This window comes from Streptomyces sp. NPDC051214, from assembly GCF_040682375.1.
Taxonomy (GTDB): Bacteria; Actinomycetota; Actinomycetes; order Streptomycetales; family Streptomycetaceae; genus Streptomyces.
In genome coordinates this window covers 488273-504518 of the sequence record NZ_JBFBAT010000002.1, presented here as the reverse complement: position 1 = coordinate 504518, position 16246 = coordinate 488273, and the positions used below count along the sequence as shown (strand labels likewise).

At 71.5% G+C, this 16246-nt stretch carries 12 protein-coding genes; 1 reads left to right on the top strand and 11 read right to left on the bottom strand.

What is annotated here, in order from left to right; genetic code table 11:
- Positions 1-13: 13 nt before the first annotated feature.
- From AB0M70_RS06635 to proB, 5 genes are all read right to left on the bottom strand, one after another.
- The gene (locus tag AB0M70_RS06635; RefSeq protein ID WP_365817027.1) at positions 14-1081 is read right to left on the bottom strand and encodes a hypothetical protein; all 1068 of its coding nucleotides are present in this window, start codon (positions 1079-1081) and stop codon (positions 14-16) included.
- Between the two features lie 66 nt (positions 1082-1147).
- Entirely contained in the window at positions 1148-1723 is a 576-nt protein-coding gene (locus tag AB0M70_RS06630) for a hypothetical protein (RefSeq protein WP_365817025.1), read from the bottom strand.
- Between the two features lie 66 nt (positions 1724-1789).
- Complete coding sequence (locus tag AB0M70_RS06625; RefSeq protein WP_365817023.1) at positions 1790-3082, bottom strand: glutamate-5-semialdehyde dehydrogenase; 1293 nt, start codon at positions 3080-3082, stop codon at positions 1790-1792.
- 91 nt (positions 3083-3173) lie between these two features.
- Positions 3174-3656 carry a hypothetical protein gene (locus AB0M70_RS06620; RefSeq protein WP_365817021.1) on the bottom strand — a complete coding sequence of 161 codons (483 nt, stop codon included), beginning with the start codon at positions 3654-3656 and terminating at the stop codon, positions 3174-3176.
- A gap of 191 nt (positions 3657-3847) precedes the next feature.
- Positions 3848-4975, bottom strand: a complete 1128-nt coding sequence (proB, locus tag AB0M70_RS06615; protein ID WP_365817019.1) for a glutamate 5-kinase — start codon at positions 4973-4975, stop codon at positions 3848-3850.
- Between the two features lie 273 nt (positions 4976-5248).
- Here proB and AB0M70_RS06610 point away from each other — a divergent pair, with 273 nt between their 5' ends.
- Entirely contained in the window at positions 5249-7339 is a 2091-nt protein-coding gene (locus AB0M70_RS06610; RefSeq protein ID WP_365817017.1) for a hypothetical protein, read from the top strand.
- A 125-nt stretch (positions 7340-7464) separates the two neighbouring features.
- On the opposite strand, the gene obgE is transcribed toward AB0M70_RS06610, so the two are convergent.
- The 6 genes from obgE to AB0M70_RS06580 all read right to left on the bottom strand — a co-directional run bounded on the left by obgE (position 7465) and on the right by AB0M70_RS06580 (position 16221).
- A complete protein-coding gene (obgE, locus tag AB0M70_RS06605) occupies positions 7465-8904 on the bottom strand; it encodes a GTPase ObgE (protein WP_365817015.1) in 1440 nt (479 codons plus the stop codon).
- A gap of 135 nt (positions 8905-9039) precedes the next feature.
- Positions 9040-9294 (bottom strand): 50S ribosomal protein L27, encoded by a 255-nt coding sequence (gene rpmA / locus AB0M70_RS06600; RefSeq protein ID WP_148013939.1) that lies wholly within the window; start codon positions 9292-9294, stop codon positions 9040-9042.
- A gap of 14 nt (positions 9295-9308) precedes the next feature.
- Positions 9309-9629, bottom strand: coding sequence for a 50S ribosomal protein L21 (rplU, locus tag AB0M70_RS06595; protein ID WP_363211177.1), 321 nt, complete (start codon positions 9627-9629; stop codon positions 9309-9311).
- 170 nt (positions 9630-9799) lie between these two features.
- Positions 9800-11107: a phospholipase D-like domain-containing protein gene (locus AB0M70_RS06590; RefSeq protein ID WP_365817012.1), complete on the bottom strand. Its 1308-nt coding sequence runs from the start codon at positions 11105-11107 to the stop codon at positions 9800-9802.
- Between the two features lie 222 nt (positions 11108-11329).
- Positions 11330-15181 (bottom strand): Rne/Rng family ribonuclease, encoded by a 3852-nt coding sequence (locus AB0M70_RS06585; RefSeq protein ID WP_365817010.1) that lies wholly within the window; start codon positions 15179-15181, stop codon positions 11330-11332.
- Positions 15182-15417: 236 nt separating this feature from the next.
- Positions 15418-16221 carry a TIGR03936 family radical SAM-associated protein gene (locus AB0M70_RS06580; protein ID WP_365817008.1) on the bottom strand — a complete coding sequence of 268 codons (804 nt, stop codon included), beginning with the start codon at positions 16219-16221 and terminating at the stop codon, positions 15418-15420.
- Positions 16222-16246: the final 25 nt, after the last annotated feature.

Genomic DNA, 16246 nt, shown 5'->3' with positions numbered 1-16246 from the left:
GCACGGCTGACCCTCAGAGCGAGGGCTGTGCGGCCGCCGAGAGCGAGCCGCACAGCGCCGGGGCATCACCCGTCGCGTACGGGTCGGTGCCCGCGGGGCCGCCCGCCTTCGCCTTCTGCCCGGCGAGCAGCGGCCGCAGCTTGCTGGTGGCGTCGGCGGAGCAGGTGAGCGGCCCCGCCTGCATGTACGACACGAGCAGCTCGGCCTGGCGCATCCGCAGGTCGTCGCGGTCGAAGCGGAACTGCAGCTCACGCCGGACGGTGAAGAGCGAGGCCTTGACGTGCTCGCCCTTGCCGGCCGGCCGCAGCGCGTAGACGAAGGTGTGGTCCGAGGTCACCTCGAGGGTGTTCTTGTCCGTCTCGGTGGCGTGCAGCGTGCCGTGGACGCGGATGCCGGGCGAGGCCAGGGACGCCTTCGTCGGGTCGAAGCGCACGAGCCAGCCGGTGGGCGCGTGCCGTCCGTCCGCCGCCGGGTGCGCGAAGCTCCTGTCGAACTGGTCGAGCTGCCGCGGGTCGAGCAGGATGCGCGCGGAGCGCACGGCGCCGCCGGTGAGGACGTCCGGGTCGAGCGAGGACTCGACGAGATAGTCCTTGGCGGTGGTCAGAGCGGTCATCACCTGACCGTCCGAGAAGTGCGACGTCCGGTGCGCCGCGGGGAGGTTGATGCCGGAGGCGCCGGCCCGGAACTGCGCGGCCGGGCTGTGCGCGAACAGGTCGGCGGGCTTCTCGGCGCCGGGCACGGGCCCCTGCGGGGCGAGCGGTATGACCGTCATCCGCAGCGGCTCGGGGCGTTGGGCGACGGGGTTCTGGTACGGGTGACGCACTCCCATGTAGATCGCGGTGCCGAAGGCGACGGCGATCAGCAGGACGAGGATCACGGCCTGCTTGGAGAGGTGTTTGTGGTGCGCGGGAGTGCGGCGCACCGCGTGCGTGTGGTCACTCATGCGCTCCTGCGCGGAGTACTCCTGGAGCCGTGCGGCGCGGACGAACGACTCGTCGAAGACGACGGATCGGTACTCGTCCTCACCACCGGCGGGAGCGCCCTCGGATGTCCCCTCGGGTGGTTCTCCTGGCCCGCCCATACCTTCAGGGTAGGTCTCAGCACGGTCAGGTAAACGCCCTGCCACACGACAAGTTCTGACAACTTCTCACGGGACGCGGGGCGTTGCGGAGACCGGTGGCCTGCCGTACTCCGCGGAGGCCGACGGCTCCGTGGACACCGGGGGCGGAGCCGGGTCCTGGCGGCCCGTCGACGCGCCGCGGTAGACCGCGGTGAAGGCGAGCGCGACCATGCCGATGCCCATCAGGAGGGCGAGCATCCAGGCGACGGGGCGGTGCCAGCGGTTGCGGCCGCCATAGCCCTGCCTGCCGTACCCGTGCTCGGTGAACTCACGGTCGTACACGTCGTCGAGGTCCGCGTCATGGCCGAACTCGCCGCCGTCGTCGGGGCCGAAGCCCTCGTCGTAGAGATCATCCTCGGGCGATTCGCGGCCCGAGCCACGGGTGCGGGCCCGGCGGCTCTCGGCCTCGGAGGCCTCCGCGCGCGCCTGGGCGGCGGCCAACAGCCGCTCCACCGCGGTGGGTTCATGTATCTCGGCGGCCTTGACGAAGGCCTCGTCGAAGACCACGGAGGCGAACTCTTCGTCCGCACCCCCGCGGTCGCGGTCGTCGTCGGGCTCCCCGCCGTCAGGAAACGACGGCGTGCCCCCCACGTCCTCCGGCACCCTTCCAGCGTAGACCGGAAGGGGCAATCTGGGCAGACGGTACGGGAATTCAGCCCGTGCGGGAATTCAGCGGGTGTGGCCGTCGCCGGTGACGATGTACTTCGTCGACGTCAGCTCGGGAAGCCCCATCGGGCCCCGGGCGTGCAGCTTCTGCGTGGAGATGCCGATCTCGGCGCCGAAGCCGAACTGGCCGCCGTCCGTGAAGCGCGTGGAGGCGTTCACGGCGACCGTCGTGGAGTCCACCAGCTGGGTGAAGCGGCGCGCGGCCTGCTGCGAGGTGGTGACGATCGCCTCGGTGTGCCCGGAGGTCCACAGGCGGATGTGCTCGACGGCCTGCTCGAGGGAGTCGACGATGCCCGCCGCGATGTCGTACGAGAGGTACTCGGTCTCCCAGTCCTCCGTGGTCGCGGGCACGACGGTGGCCTTGGACGCGTCGGCGTACGTGAGCACGCGCTCGTCGGCGTGCACCGTGACCCCGGCCTCGGCCAGGGCGTCCAGGGCGCGCGGCAGGAAGGCGTCGGCGATGTCCGCGTGCACCAGGAGCGTCTCGGCGGCGTTGCAGACGCTGGGGCGCTGGGCCTTGGAGTTGACGAGGATGTCGACGGCCATGTCCAGGTCGGCGTGGGCGTCCACGTAGACGTGGCAGTTGCCGGTGCCGGTCTCGATGACCGGGACGGTGGACTCCTCGACGACGGTCTTGATCAGCGAGGCGCCGCCGCGCGGGATGAGGACGTCGACGAGGCCGCGGGCGCGCATCAGCTCGCGCACGGAGTCACGGTTCTCGCCCGGCACGAGCTGGACGGCGTCGGCGGGCAGGCCCGCTCCGTGGACGGCGTCGCGCAGGACACGGACGAGCGCGGTGTTCGATTCGTACGCCGATGACGAGCCCCGCAGGAGCACCGCGTTGCCGGACTTCAGGCAGAGGGCGGCGGCGTCCACGGTGACGTTCGGGCGGGCCTCGTAGATGATGCCGACGACGCCGAGCGGGACGCGGACCTGGCGCAGGTCGATGCCGTTCGGCAGGGTCGAGCCGCGGACGACCTCGCCGACGGGGTCGGGCAGGGCGGCCACGTCGCGCACGTCGGCGGCGATGGCGCGGACCCGCTCCGGGGTGAGCGTCAGACGGTCGACGACGGACTCGCTGGTCCCGGCCTCACGGGCGCGGGCGGTGTCCTTGCCGTTGGCCTCGATGATCTCTGCCGTACGGACCTCGAGGGCGTCGGCGATCGCCAGGAGCGCGTCGTCCTTGGCGGCACGCGGCAGCGGCGCGAGCGTCGCGGCGGCGCCACGGGCGCGGTAGGCGGCCTGGGCGACCGGCGAGAGGTTGTCGTACGGAGAGACCGGCGTGAGGGACGTCATGAACGCAGCGTAATAGGGAGCGGCCACGGTCCACCCGCTGTTTCAGCAGCCGAGACCACGGTGCTCACGTCGGCTCGAAACACACGTCGGCTCAAAAAGGGTGCACGCCCACCGGGGTCGCCGGCAGCGGGCCGTACCCCTCCGCGATGCGCTGGTGGTAGGTGTCGCGGTCGATGACCTCGAGGCCGACGATCTCCCACGGCGGGAGCTGCGCGCTCTGCCGGTGCTCTCCCCAGAGCCGGAGCGCGACCGCGGCGGCGTCGTGCAGGTCGCGGGCCTCTTCCCAGTACCGGATCTCCGCGTGGTCGGGCGCGTACCTGCTGGTCAGCAGGAAGGGGTGGTCGTGGGCGAGCTGTTCGAGGCCGCGCCTGACCTCCTTGAGCGGGGCTTCGCCCCCCGAGACGCTCAGGGTGACGTGCCACAGACGGGGCGCGTCCACCGTCTCGCCCTCCTGACTCTCGTCCGTCTCCCCCGCCGCTCGCGTGTCACCGGTGTACGTCGCCCCCGCGGCGACGCTGGTCAGGGACCGCTCAGCCGGCGCGCGGGACGACGCTCCCGGGCGCACTCGTCTCACGACGGCCTCCTCTACGCAATGGTGGTGCGGATACGCAATGGTCGTGCGGAAGTGTCTGGACAAAGTTGAGCAGGCCAAGCGCCCCCGCGGGGCGGTTTTGGGGAGTTTCACCTCGCACGGGCCGGGCGGCGCACGGCGTTCGCGCCTGTTTTCGGCCGTGGCCGGGGGCGCGAGCGGGGCCCGGGACGAGCTCAGTCGTGCAGCAGGGCGAGGTCGTCGCGGTGCACGACCTCCCGCTCGTACGCCGGTCCGAGCTCGCGCGCGAGATCCCTGGTGGAACGGCCGAGGAGCTGCGGGAGCTCCTTGGCGTCGAAGTTCACCAGTCCGCGCGCCACGGCCCGCCCCGCGGTGTCCCGCAGCTCGACCGGGTCGCCCGCGGCGAAGTCGCCCTCGACCCCGGCGATCCCGGCGGGCAGCAGCGATTTGCGCCCCTCGACGACCGCACGCACCGCCCCGTCGTCGAGCGTCAGTGCGCCCTGCGGCTCGGAGGCGTGCTGGAGCCACAGGAGCCGGTCGCCGGAGCGGCGGCCCGTGGGGTGGAAGTACGTGCCGGTATCGCGGCCCGCGAGGGCGTCGGCGGCCTGGCTCGCGGAGGTCAGGACCACCGGGATCCCGGCGCCGGCGGCGATCCGTGCGGCCTCGACCTTGGTGACCATGCCGCCGGTGCCGACGCCCGCCTTGCCCGCGCTGCCGATCTGGACGTGCGCTATGTCGGCGGGTCCTGTGACCTCGGAGATCCGGGAGGTGCCGGGCTTGGCCGGGTCGCCGTCGTAGAGGCCGTCCACGTCGGAGAGCAGGACGAGGAGGTCGGCGTGGACGAGGTGGGCGACGAGGGCGGCGAGCCGGTCGTTGTCGCCGAAGCGGATCTCGTCCGTCGCCACGGTGTCGTTCTCGTTCACGACCGGCAGCGCGCCCATCGCCAGGAGCTGGTCGAAGGTGCGGGACGCGTTGCGGTGGTGCGCGCGGCGGGCCATGTCGTCGGAGGTGAGGAGCACCTGCCCGACGCGTACGCCGTAACGCGCGAAGGAAGCGGTGTAGCGGGCCATGAGAAGGCCTTGGCCGACGCTGGCGGCCGCCTGCTGCCTCGCCAGGTCCTTGGGCCGCCTGCGCAGCCCCAGCGGCGAGAGCCCCGCGGCGATGGAGCCGGAGGAAACGAGGACGATCTCGCGCTCGCCGCCGCTGCGGCTCTTGGCGAGCACGTCGACGAGGGCGTCGACGCGGTCGGCGTCCAGGCCCCCCGCCGCGGTGGTCAGGGACGAGGACCCGACCTTGACGACCACCCTGTGGGCCTCTGCGATGCCCTGCCTTGCCCCAGCCAACGTACTTCCCCAATGATCCCGAAGGTCCCGTTCCCTGCCGGACCAGCAATCTACGCGAGTGAGCGTGGGGAGTGCCCATCCATTTCGAGGGACGGACCGAATACTCCCCGGAGGTGAATCCGGGCCTCTGGGTTCAGTACCTTTGCCCCTTTATCCGGTGATTGTCGTCACGGAAGATTGCTACGGGGCCACCGCACGTCATACGGTCAGTGGTCGCTTTCCTTGACTTCCCCCCGTCCGATCCCCCCGATCCCCCGCCAGGAGCCCAAGCCCGTGCCCTCTGCCGGACTCGCCCCCCGCCGCATCGTGCAGCTCACCGCGCTGTTCGCGATGTTCGCGCTCTTCACGGCCCAGCTCGTCAGCGCGCTGGTCCCGTATGTACCGGTGTTCGTCGCCGCGTCCGCGGCGAACCTCGCGCTCGACGTGTATCTGCAGTACAAGCAGCCGGGGCTCCTCTCCCTCCTTGGCAAGATCCGGTTCGATGTCACCGTCAGGCAGCTCCTGCGCGACATGCTGATCCTGGTCGGCCTGCTGCGCATCGACGGCATCGAGCCGCTGGCCGAGCAGTCGCCGCTGACGATCTCGCTGCTCGCCTTCTACTTCCTGCACTTCGGCTGCCAGGCCACCGCCATACTGGTGCGCCGCAGCCGCCAGCTGCCGATCGTCACGCGCAACATCGACGCGTCCGCGCTTCACCTGACGGCCGCCCCGCCGCGGATCCTCTCGCGCCGCCAGGCCCACCGCCTGCTGACGTTCTCGATCCCCGGCACGGCGGGCCTGCTCGTCACCGCCGCCACGACCGAGGCGTACTGGGGCGGCATCGGCCTCGGGATCTCCATCGCCCTGATGGGCCTCGGCGCGATCTACCTCGCCACGTGGCTGCTTCCCAAGAAGCGCGCGAAGAACGACGAGAAGGTCATGGAGTGGCTGGACAACTGGCTGGCCGACTACCAGCCGTCCGTCGCCATGTACTTCTCGGGCGGCGCCACCTCCGCGTACCAGGCGAACATGTGGCTCTCCACGCTCTCCAGGCTCGACGGCAATCCGCTGATCGTGCTGCGTGAGCGCTTCATGGTGCAGAAGATCGACGCGACGGACGTCCCGATCATCTGCTTCCCGAAGGTCGCGACGATGTTCTCCCTGGAGACCTCGACGCTGAAGATGATGCTGCACCCGGCGAACGCCGCGAAGACCTCGCAGGTCCTGCGCATCCCCACGATCAAGCACGCCTTCATCAACCACGGCGAGAGCGACAAGCTGTCCTCCTGCAACCCGTACGCGAAGGCGTACGACGAGGTGTGGGTGGCGGGCCCCGCCGCGCGCGACCGCTACCAGGCCGCCGACGTCGGCGTCGAGGACAAGGACGTGGTCGAGGTCGGCCGCCCCCAGCTGTCCCCGATCCTGCCGTCCACGGGCGCCCCCACGGGCCCGTTCACGACCGTGCTGTACGCCCCCACCTGGGAGGGCTGGGACGGCAACCCCGGCAACACGTCGGTGACCCTCGCGGGCGAGAACATCGTCCGGCACCTCCTCGCCGACCCCGGCGTCCGGCTCATCTACAAGCCGCACCCGATGACCGGCTCGCAGGACCCCCGCGCCGGCGCCGCCGACCTGCGCATCAAGGCGATGATCCGCGAGGCCGCCGCCAAGCGTTCGGGCGAGCGTCCCGGCCCGGAGGCGACCGCCGAACTGGCGCGCCGCACCGCCGAGTTGGACCGGCTGACCTCGACCGCGTTCCGCAAGAGCGTGGACGAGATGGAGCGGATGATGCTCCAGGGCACGCCCGACGGCGACCAGCAGACGGCGGTCGCCGAGGCGACGGCCGCGTGGGAGGCGGCGTACTGGGCCTCGTTCCCCGAGTGGGAGCACCAGATCATCACCACCGCGCGCCCGGCGATCTTCTCCTGCTTCAACCAGGCGGATCTGCTGATCAGCGATGTCTCCTCGGTCGTCTCCGACTGGCTGTCGAGCGAGAAGCCGTACGCGGTCGCCAACACGTCCGGCATGTCCGAGGCGGACTTCCGCACGGGCTTCCCGACGGTGAGCGCGGCGGCGATCCTCTCCCCGACCGCCGAGGGCGTCCCGGCCCTTCTGGAGGCCGTCCGCTCCCCGGAGAAGGACACCCACGCCGAGGCCCGCGCGGCGCTCAAGGAGCACCTCCTGGGCCCCTCGGACCCGCCCTCCCTGGTCCGCTTCAACGAGGCGGTCCTCGCCCTCTCGGCCAAGGCCGACGAGCGCCGTGTCCGCATGGCCACGCGCATCGACGCGGAGATCCCCGGTCAGCGGGCGGCGCAGGACGCGGCGGAGGAAGTCGAGTCCGACCCGTCGGAGGCGAACGGCGCGGAGGACTCGGTCACGGCGTAGCCCCGTAAGGGGCGCGGGGAACTGCGCGCCCAGCCACGAAGCACCCGCACGGTGTGCACGAACAAGAGAAGGGCCCCGGAGCCGAAGCTCCGGGGCCCTTCTCTTGCTGTCCAGGGCGCCCCCGCCTAGAACGGTTCGAAGTCGTCGTACGCCTTCTCCGCCTCGTCCCGCTCCGAGTCCCGGTCCCTGCGGCGCTGCGCCGCGGGGCGGGGCGCCTCGAGGCGGTGGTCCTCGCCACGCCGGCCCAGCATCTCCGCGCCGGCCATGACCGTGGGCTCCCAGTCGAAGACGACCGCGTTGTCCTCGGGGCCGATGGCGACGCCGTCGCCCGTGCGGGCGCCCGCCTTCATCAGCTCTTCCTCGACGCCGAGGCGGTTGAGGCGGTCCGCGAGGTAGCCGACGGCCTCGTCGTTGTTGAAGTCGGTCTGGCGCACCCAGCGCTCGGGCTTCTCGCCGCGCACGCGGTAGATGCCGTCGTCGCCGAGCTTGACGGTGAAGCCCGCGTCGTCCACGGCCTTGGGCCGGATGACGATACGGGTCGCCTCCTCCTTGGGCTTCGCGGCACGCGCCGCGGCCACGACCTCGGCGAGCGCGAAGGAGAGCTCCTTGAGCCCCTTGTGCGCCACGGCCGACACCTCGAAGACGCGGTAGCCGCGGGCCTCCAGGTCGGGGCGGACCAGGTCGGCCAGGTCCTGGCCGTCCGGTACGTCGATCTTGTTGAGGACGACGACGCGCGGGCGGTTCTCCAGGCCTGCGCCGTACTCACGCAGCTCGGCCTCGATGATGTCGAGGTCGGAGACGGGGTCACGGTCGGACTCGAGGGTCGCCGTGTCCAGGACGTGCACCAGGACGCTGCACCGCTCGACGTGGCGCAGGAACTCCAGGCCGAGGCCCTTGCCCTGGCTGGCGCCCGGGATCAGGCCCGGTACGTCGGCGATGGTGTAGACGGTCGAACCGGCCGTCACCACACCGAGGTTGGGGACCAGCGTCGTGAAGGGGTAGTCCGCGATCTTCGGCTTGGCGGCGCTCAGGACCGAGATCAGCGAGGACTTGCCGGCGCTCGGGTAGCCCACGAGGGCGACGTCGGCGACGGTCTTCAGCTCCAGGACGACATCGCCCGCGTCGCCCGGCTCACCGAGCAGCGCGAAGCCAGGGGCCTTGCGGCGGGCCGAGGCCAGCGCCGCGTTGCCGAGGCCGCCGCGGCCACCCTGCGAGGCGACGTACGTGGTGCCCTCGCCGACCAGGTCGGCCAGGACGTTGCCCTGCTTGTCGAGGATGACGGTGCCGTCCGGGACGGGCAGGACCAGGTCCTGGCCGTCCTTGCCGGAGCGGTTGTCACCGGCGCCGGGAGCGCCGTTGGTGGCCTTGCGGTGCGGGGAGTGGTGGTAGTCGAGGAGTGTCGTGACCGACTGGTCGACGACCAGGATCACGTCACCGCCACGGCCGCCGTTGCCGCCGTCCGGGCCGCCGAGCGGCTTGAACTTCTCACGGTGGACGGAGGCACAGCCGTGGCCCCCGCTACCCGCGGCGACATGCAGCTCGACGCGGTCCACGAAGGTGGTCATGGGATGTGCCTCCAGAAACTTTACGAAATGTCAGGGGCGAAATGCCCCTAGGTGTAACACGCGAAGGGCGGACCCGCTTCCCGACAGGGAAGTGAGGTCCGCCCTCGCGAAGAACCTGTTCTACGGAAGCCTGATTCAGGCGACCGGAACGATGTTCACGACCTTGCGGCCACGGTGCGTGCCGAACTCGACCGCACCGGCGGCCAGCGCGAACAGCGTGTCGTCCTTGCCACGGCCGACGCTCGCGCCGGGGTGGAAGTGGGTGCCACGCTGGCGGACCAGGATCTCACCGGCGTTGACGGTCTGACCGCCGAAGCGCTTCACGCCGAGCCGCTGAGCATTGGAATCGCGCCCGTTCCGAGTGGACGATGCGCCCTTCTTGTGTGCCATCTTGTCTCAGTCCCTTACTTCGCAGCCGTGGGGATACCGGTGACCTTGATCGCCGTGTACTGCTGGCGGTGACCCTGGCGACGGCGGTAGCCGGTCTTGTTCTTGTAGCGAAGGATGTCGATCTTCGCGCCCTTGTGGTGGTCCACGACCTCGGCCGTGACCTTGATGCCGGCAAGCACCCACGGGTCGCTCGTCACGGCGTCACCGTCGACAACGAGCAGGGTCGAGAGCTCGACCGTGTCGCCAACCTTGGCAGTGGAAATCTTGTCAACCTCAACGATGTCGTCGACAGCAACCTTGTGCTGGCGACCACCGCTGCGCACGATGGCGTACACGCGGATCTCTCTCTCGCTCGGAACGGGACCCCCGCAGTCCAGCCGTCCGTCCAGATGCACGGTCGGCCTCTTCCGAGCGCCGGGGGCGCCGGAAGGAAATCAGGTTTACAGGGGTAGGACATGTCCAGTGACACGCCGACGGTCAAGATTACGGGGCTGGGCCACAAGGGTCAAACCGGCTTCTCGCCGTCCGGCGGCAGCGGCTTGACGCCCTTGCACAGGTCGGTGCTGTCGGCCTTGCCCGGCCAGGCGATCGTCCGCACCCGGTCGAAGTGGCCGCGGTACGCGTCGTGCACGGAGTCGTCGTCGACCTTCACGATCGCCTCGTCGTTCTCGCGCAGCGCGGGCGCCGTGTAGTTCTGCGAGCCGGTGAAGGAGAGCTTGTTCTGCTTGCCGTCGTACTTGCCGTCGATGAGCAGGTACTTCGAGTGGATGATGTAGGGCGTCACGAGCTTGGTCCCGGGGTGCAGCGGGTCCCGGTCGTCGTTGAAGCAGCGCACGGTGGGCCCGCCCGACTTGTGCAGGGCCTCCCAGGTGCCCGGGGTGCCGCCCTGGCTCTTGGCGCTGTCGGTCTCGGCGTAGACGATGCTGACGGTGCAGCCCGCCTTCTTGAGCGAGACGAGCTTGTCGGCGATCTGCTTGCGGGTGATCTTGAAGATCGAGGCGCGGATGTTGGTGTGCCGGGCCACCCCCGCCGCGTCCTTGTAGTTGCACTGCACGTTGTTCAGGACCGAGTACATGGTGTCGGTCTCGTTGACCGTGCCGGAGCGCGGGAAGAAGTACGCCTTGTAGAGGCCGTCGCTCACCGTGCGGTAGTCCCAGTTCCGCCAGTCCTTGCGGATCATGTCGGCGAAGTAGTCGGCGTACGCGTCGTACATCGTCGGGTTGTTCGGGAGCTGCAGCGCGTCGTTGTAGAACTTCGTGTGGGCGGAGGGCGTCGAGTTCGACGTGGTCTGCACGACGACGTCCCTGGCCCCCTCGACCTGCGAGAACAGCCAGAACTTGTTGTGCATGATCGACTTGCCGTACCGGGGATCACCGAGGCAGGACTTGCCGGTCGGGCAGAGCGTCACGAAGGACGGCTTGTTCTTGTCGGTGCCGAGCGCGGCGGCGAGCCTGCCGTACGAGGTGTTCGCGGGGCGGTCGCTCCTGCTGGTCTCGTCCAGGACCATCTGTACGCGCACACCGCGGTTCTTGGCCGCCACGAGCGCGTCGACGACCGAGGCCTCCCACACGTGGTAGACGGCGACCTTGATGGTCGATCCTGGCACCGCGGCGTTCGTCAGCTCGATCAGCCGGGTCCTGATCGCGTGCTGCTGCTCGGGGGTGCCCAGCGGGTCGTTGAAGAGCGGCGCCTCGACCAGCGGCGGCTCCCCGTCGGCCGTCGCCGTCCCCATCGCCGTGACGGTCTGGATCCCCGCCGCCGACAGGACCGTGGCCAGGGCGACCGCCTGGCGTCCGCCCTTGATCTGTTTCACGGCACGGTGACGTCCCGTGCCCCTCAGGCGACCGTGCGCCATCGTGCGACCCCTCCCTTACACGCACGCGGCGTCTCCCGAACGCCACGCGCGTGTGCTCTTTCACCAACCGCATGAGTTTTACAAATACATCTCGGTGTTCCAACAGAGAGGTGCCCCCGGCATGGCCAGATCACCATGCCGGGGGCACCCGGTCATATGTACGGACTACGAAGGAGGGGGTCAGCCCTCGTCGGCCGCGGAGGCCTTGACGCCGGACGGCGCCTGCTCCGCCGCGGCGGTCTTCTTCGTGGTCTTCGACGCCTTCTTGGCCGTCGTCTTCTTGGCCGTCGTCTTCTTGGCCGCGGTCTTCTTGGCGGCCGCCTTCTTCGCGGGCGCCTTCTTGGCGGCGGTCTTACGCGCCGTCTTCTTGGCCGGAGCGGCTTCCCCGGCCTCGGGCTGCTCCGCTGCCTGCTCGGTGGCCTTCTCCGGGGCCTGTGCGGCCTTCTCGGCCGACGGGACGACCAGGACGGCCGCATCCTCGGACGCGGTCGGCGCGGTGGCCTTGCGGACCGCACGGCGGCGCGGACGGGCCGGAGCGGCGTCGGCCGGAGCCGTGTCGGAGGCCACCGGCTCGGCGGCCACGGGCTCGGCGACGGGCTCCGCCTTGGGCGCCTCGGCGACGATCACCTCGGCGGCCTGCGGCTCGGCGCTCTCCGCGCTCTTCGGCGAACCGGCGGGCGACGTCGCCTTACGGGTCGCACGACGGCGCGTGCGCCCCTTGGGGGCCGCGTCGTCCGCGGGTGCCTCGGGGGCCACCTCGACGACCGGGTCCTCCGCGGCGGCCGGGGTCTCGACCACGGGGGCCTCGACCACCGGTGCCTCGTCCTCGGCCGTGGCGGCCTTGCGGGACCTGGACCGCTTCTCCGCCTTCGGCGCGGTCTCCGTCTTCGGGGCGCCGGCCGGAGCCGAGGCCCGACGGGTCGCCCTACGGCGCGAACGGCCACCGCGGGACGCCGCGGCCTCCGCCTCGGACGCGCTGCTGTAGAGCTCCTCGTCCGGCACGAACTCCGGCTCGGGAAGCGCCACGGGAGCGGCGGCCTCCGCGGCGACCTCTGCCTCGGTCTCGGTGTCGGTCTCGTCCGTGACCTCGTGGTCGTGCTCGTGCGTGTGCTCCTGACCCTGCTCGGAGCCACCGCGGCCGCGCTTCTTGCGCTTGCCGCCGCCACCGGCGGAGGTCGGCTGCTCCATGTGCACGATCACGCCGCGGCCGTTGCAGTGGACGCAGGTCTCGGAGAAGGACTCCAGGAGGCCCTGGCCGACCCGCTTACGGGTCATCTGCACGAGGCCCAGCGAGGTGACCTCGGCCACCTGGTGCTTCGTGCGGTCACGGCCCAGGCATTCGAGCAGCCGGCGCAGGACCAGGTCGCGGTTGGACTCCAGGACCATGTCGATGAAGTCGATGACGACGATGCCGCCGAGGTCGCGCAGCCGCAGCTGGCGCACGATCTCCTCGGCCGCCTCGAGGTTGTTCCTCGTGACGGTCTCTTCGAGGTTGCCGCCCTGACCGGTGAACTTCCCGGTGTTGACGTCGACGACGATCATCGCCTCGGTCTTGTCGATCACCAGCGAACCGCCGCTGGGCAGCCAGACCTTGCGGTCGAGCGCCTTCATCAGCTGCTCGTCGATGCGGTACGTCGCGAAGACGTCGACCTCGGAGGTCCAGCGCTGCAGGCGGTCGGCCAGGTCGGGGGCGACATGGGAGACGTATCCGTGGATGGTCTCCCAGGCGTCGTCGCCGCTGACGATGACCTTCGAGAAGTCCTCGTTGAAGATGTCGCGGACGACACGGACGGTCATGTCCGGCTCGCCGTACAGCAGGCCAGGCGCGCTCGTCGAGGCCGCCTTCGACTTCTTCTGGATGTCTTCCCACTGCTGCTGCAGACGCTCGACGTCACGGCGCAGCTCGTCCTCGCTCGCGCCCTCGGCGGCGGTGCGCACGATGACGCCCGCGTCCTCGGGGACGATCTTCTTGAGGATGGTCTTCAGACGCGCGCGCTCGGTGTCGGGCAGCTTGCGGCTGATGCCGGTCATCGAGCCCTCGGGCACGTAGACCAGGTAGCGGCCGGGCAGCGAGACCTGGCTGGTCAGGCGGGCGCCCTTGTGACCGATCGGGTCCTTCGTGACCTGCACGAGGACCGACTGGCCCGACTTCAGGGCGGACTCGATGCGACGGGGGCCGTTGGCCATCCCGAGCGCCTCGAAGTTGACCTCACCGGCGTACAGGACCGCGTTGCGGCCCTTGCCGATGTCGATGAAGGCGGCCTCCATGGACGGCAGCACGTTCTGGACCTTGCCCAGGTAGACGTTGCCGACGTACGAGGTGGCCTGCTCCTTGTTGACGTAGTGCTCGACGAGCACGTTGTCCTCGAGGACGCCGATCTGGGTGCGCTCGCCGTTCTGGCGGACGACCATCACCCGCTCGACGGCCTCGCGGCGCGCCAGGAACTCGGCCTCGGTGATGATCGGGACGCGGCGGCGGCCCTGCTCGCGGCCCTCGCGGCGGCGCTGCTTCTTGGCCTCGAGGCGGGTCGAGCCCTTGATGGACGTGACCTCGTCGACGCCCGTGCCGAGCTCGCGCTCTTCCTTCTTGCGCGGCTCGCGGACCTTGACGACCGTACGCTCCGGGTCGCCGTCCGACGTGCTCTCGGCCTCACCGGAGTCACCGGCGCGGCGACGGCGGCGACGACGGCGACGGCTGCTGCTGGAGCCGGAGCCCGAGCCGTTGTCGTCGGCGTCCTCGTCGGAGTCCTCCGCGGCCGGCTCGGCGTCCTGCTCGGCGGCGTCCGTGTCGGAGTCCGCCTCGGCGTCCGCGTCCTGCTGGTCGCCGGAGTCGTCGGCGGACTCACCGCGGCGGCGGCGACGGCCACCACGACGGCGACGGCGGCCGTGGCGCTCACCGGAGTCGTCGGACTCGTCGTTGTCGTTGTCGCTGTCCTCGGCGACGTCCTCGGCCTCTTCGGCCTCGGGGACCTCTGCCTCGGCGGGCTGCGGGGCGGCCTTTGCGGGCTCGCGCTCGGCGGCGGGCTGCTCCTCGGAGGCCCGGCCACGGCGACGGCGACGGCGCGGACCCGTCTCCTCCTCCGCCACGGGGGCGGCGGCCACGGGCTCGGCCTCGACCTCTTCGGCGGGCTCGTCGGCCGCTTCGGCGGCGGCAGCGGCAGCGGCGCTCTCGGGGGTCTGGAACATCGGCGCGGCGAACACCGGCGCCTGGAAGACGGCGACGGCGGGGCGCGGCTTCCTCCCGGAACCCTCCTCGCTGTCACCGGCACGCGCCTTGCGGGCACGGGCAGGGGCGGGCGCCGAGAATCCGGCGGCGGCCTTGCGGGTGGCACGGCGGGGACGGCGGCCGCTGGGCGCGTCCTCTTCGGCGGCCTCCGGCTCGGGGGCCTGCTTGACCTCGGCGGGCGCGGCGTCGGCCTTCGGCTCGGCGGCGGGGGCCTGCTCGGCGGCCTGCGTCTCGGCGGCGGGCGCGGACGAGCCACGGGTCGCGCGGCGGCGGGCACGGCGCGGGGCGGCGTCGCCGGACTCCGGCTGCGCCTCGGGCGCAGCCTCGGCGGCAGGCTCCTCGGCGGCGGGCTCGGCGGCCACGGGCGTCTCGGGGGCGGCCTCGGCACCCTGCGGCGCACCGGCCGGAGCGGAGGCGCGGCGGGTGGCGCGGCGGCGACGCGGCGCGGGAGCGGCCTCCTCGGCCTCGGCCACGGCGGCGGCGGGCTCGGCGGCCGGAGTCTCGGCGGGCGTCTCGGCGGTGGCCTCGGCACCCTGCGGCGCACCGGCCGGGGCCGAGGCGCGGCGGGTAGCGCGGCGGCGGCGCGGCGCGGGAGCGGCTTCCTCGGCCGCTGCGGGCTCCGGAGTCACGGCCTTGGCGGGCTCTTCGGCGGCGGGGGTGGCCGGTATGGCCGGAGCCGCGGCTTCGGTGGCGCCCACGGGCGGACCCGCGGGCCGCGACGCCGCACGGCGCCTGCGGCGCGGCGGCAGGGTGTCGCTGGGCGTGTTGTTGTCCGAGCCCTCAGTGGGTTCGTTCGGCTCATGCATGCGGGCGGTTCTCCCGTCACGCTCCCGGGCGCCGCGCCTGGTCCGGTGATGTCCGCGGCCCTCGCTCACCTACGCGGGGCCGCCATCCGGGGGCGTGGGCGCCGCACGGGAGCTCTATGTGTCTGTCTCGCCGGTTCCGTACGCCCAAATGCGGACGGCCTGGCGAAAGTCTCGGTCAGTGCGCTGCCCGACCCAGGTGGCTCCCGAGTACCAGGGCGGCGCTTCGACGCTCGTCCCTACGCGGGACCTTCCTGCGCCGGCGCCTTCGCGGTGGCTGCGGCGGCCCCGTGGTTCTCAGATGGGGTCGTGGCTGCCTCGCGGTCGGGCGCGAGCGGGTCGGTCACCGTGCCGGTCTCGTCGTCAAGAAGCCCCTGCGCCAGCCTGGTCACCGCTGCGGGGACCGGCGGCGCCAGGTCGGCCACAGCTCGGAGACCGGACAGGACGTCGTCGGGTCGTACGGCAGGTGTCACGTGCCGAACAACCAGCCGCAGTATCGCACAGGGCTGGCCGGTCGGCCTATCAGCGTCGTGGCTGAGTGCCTCGTCAGAGGCCAGGGCCTCAAGGCTCACGACGGCCTCGCGGGCGTCGAAGGTCCGCATGCCGTTCTTCGTGCGGCGCTGGACCTCGACGGTCTCCGCGGCCCGGAAGGCCTCGGCGGCACGCTGCGCGTCCGCGGGCTCGACGCCGTTCAGGCGCAGCTCCCAGATGGAAGCGGTGAGCCGGTCGGCGAGTCCCGAGGTGCGGGACACGACGGCGTCGATGATGTCGAGGCCGGTGGGCATCGACTCGTCGAGCAGCTCGCGCAGCTTGTCGGGGTCACGCGGCTCGGTGAGCGCGATCTCCAGGTACTCGGCCTCACTGCCCGTGCCGGTGGGTGCGGCATTGGCGTACGACACCTTCGGGTGCGGTGTGAACCCCGCCGAGTACGCCATGGGCACCTCGGCGCGGCGCAGCGCCCGCTCGAAGGCGCGCTGGAAGTCACGGTGGCTGGTGAACCGGAGGCGGCCGCGCTTGGTGTAACGCAGTCGGATGCGCTGCACCGCGGGAGCGGGCGGCGGGCCTTCG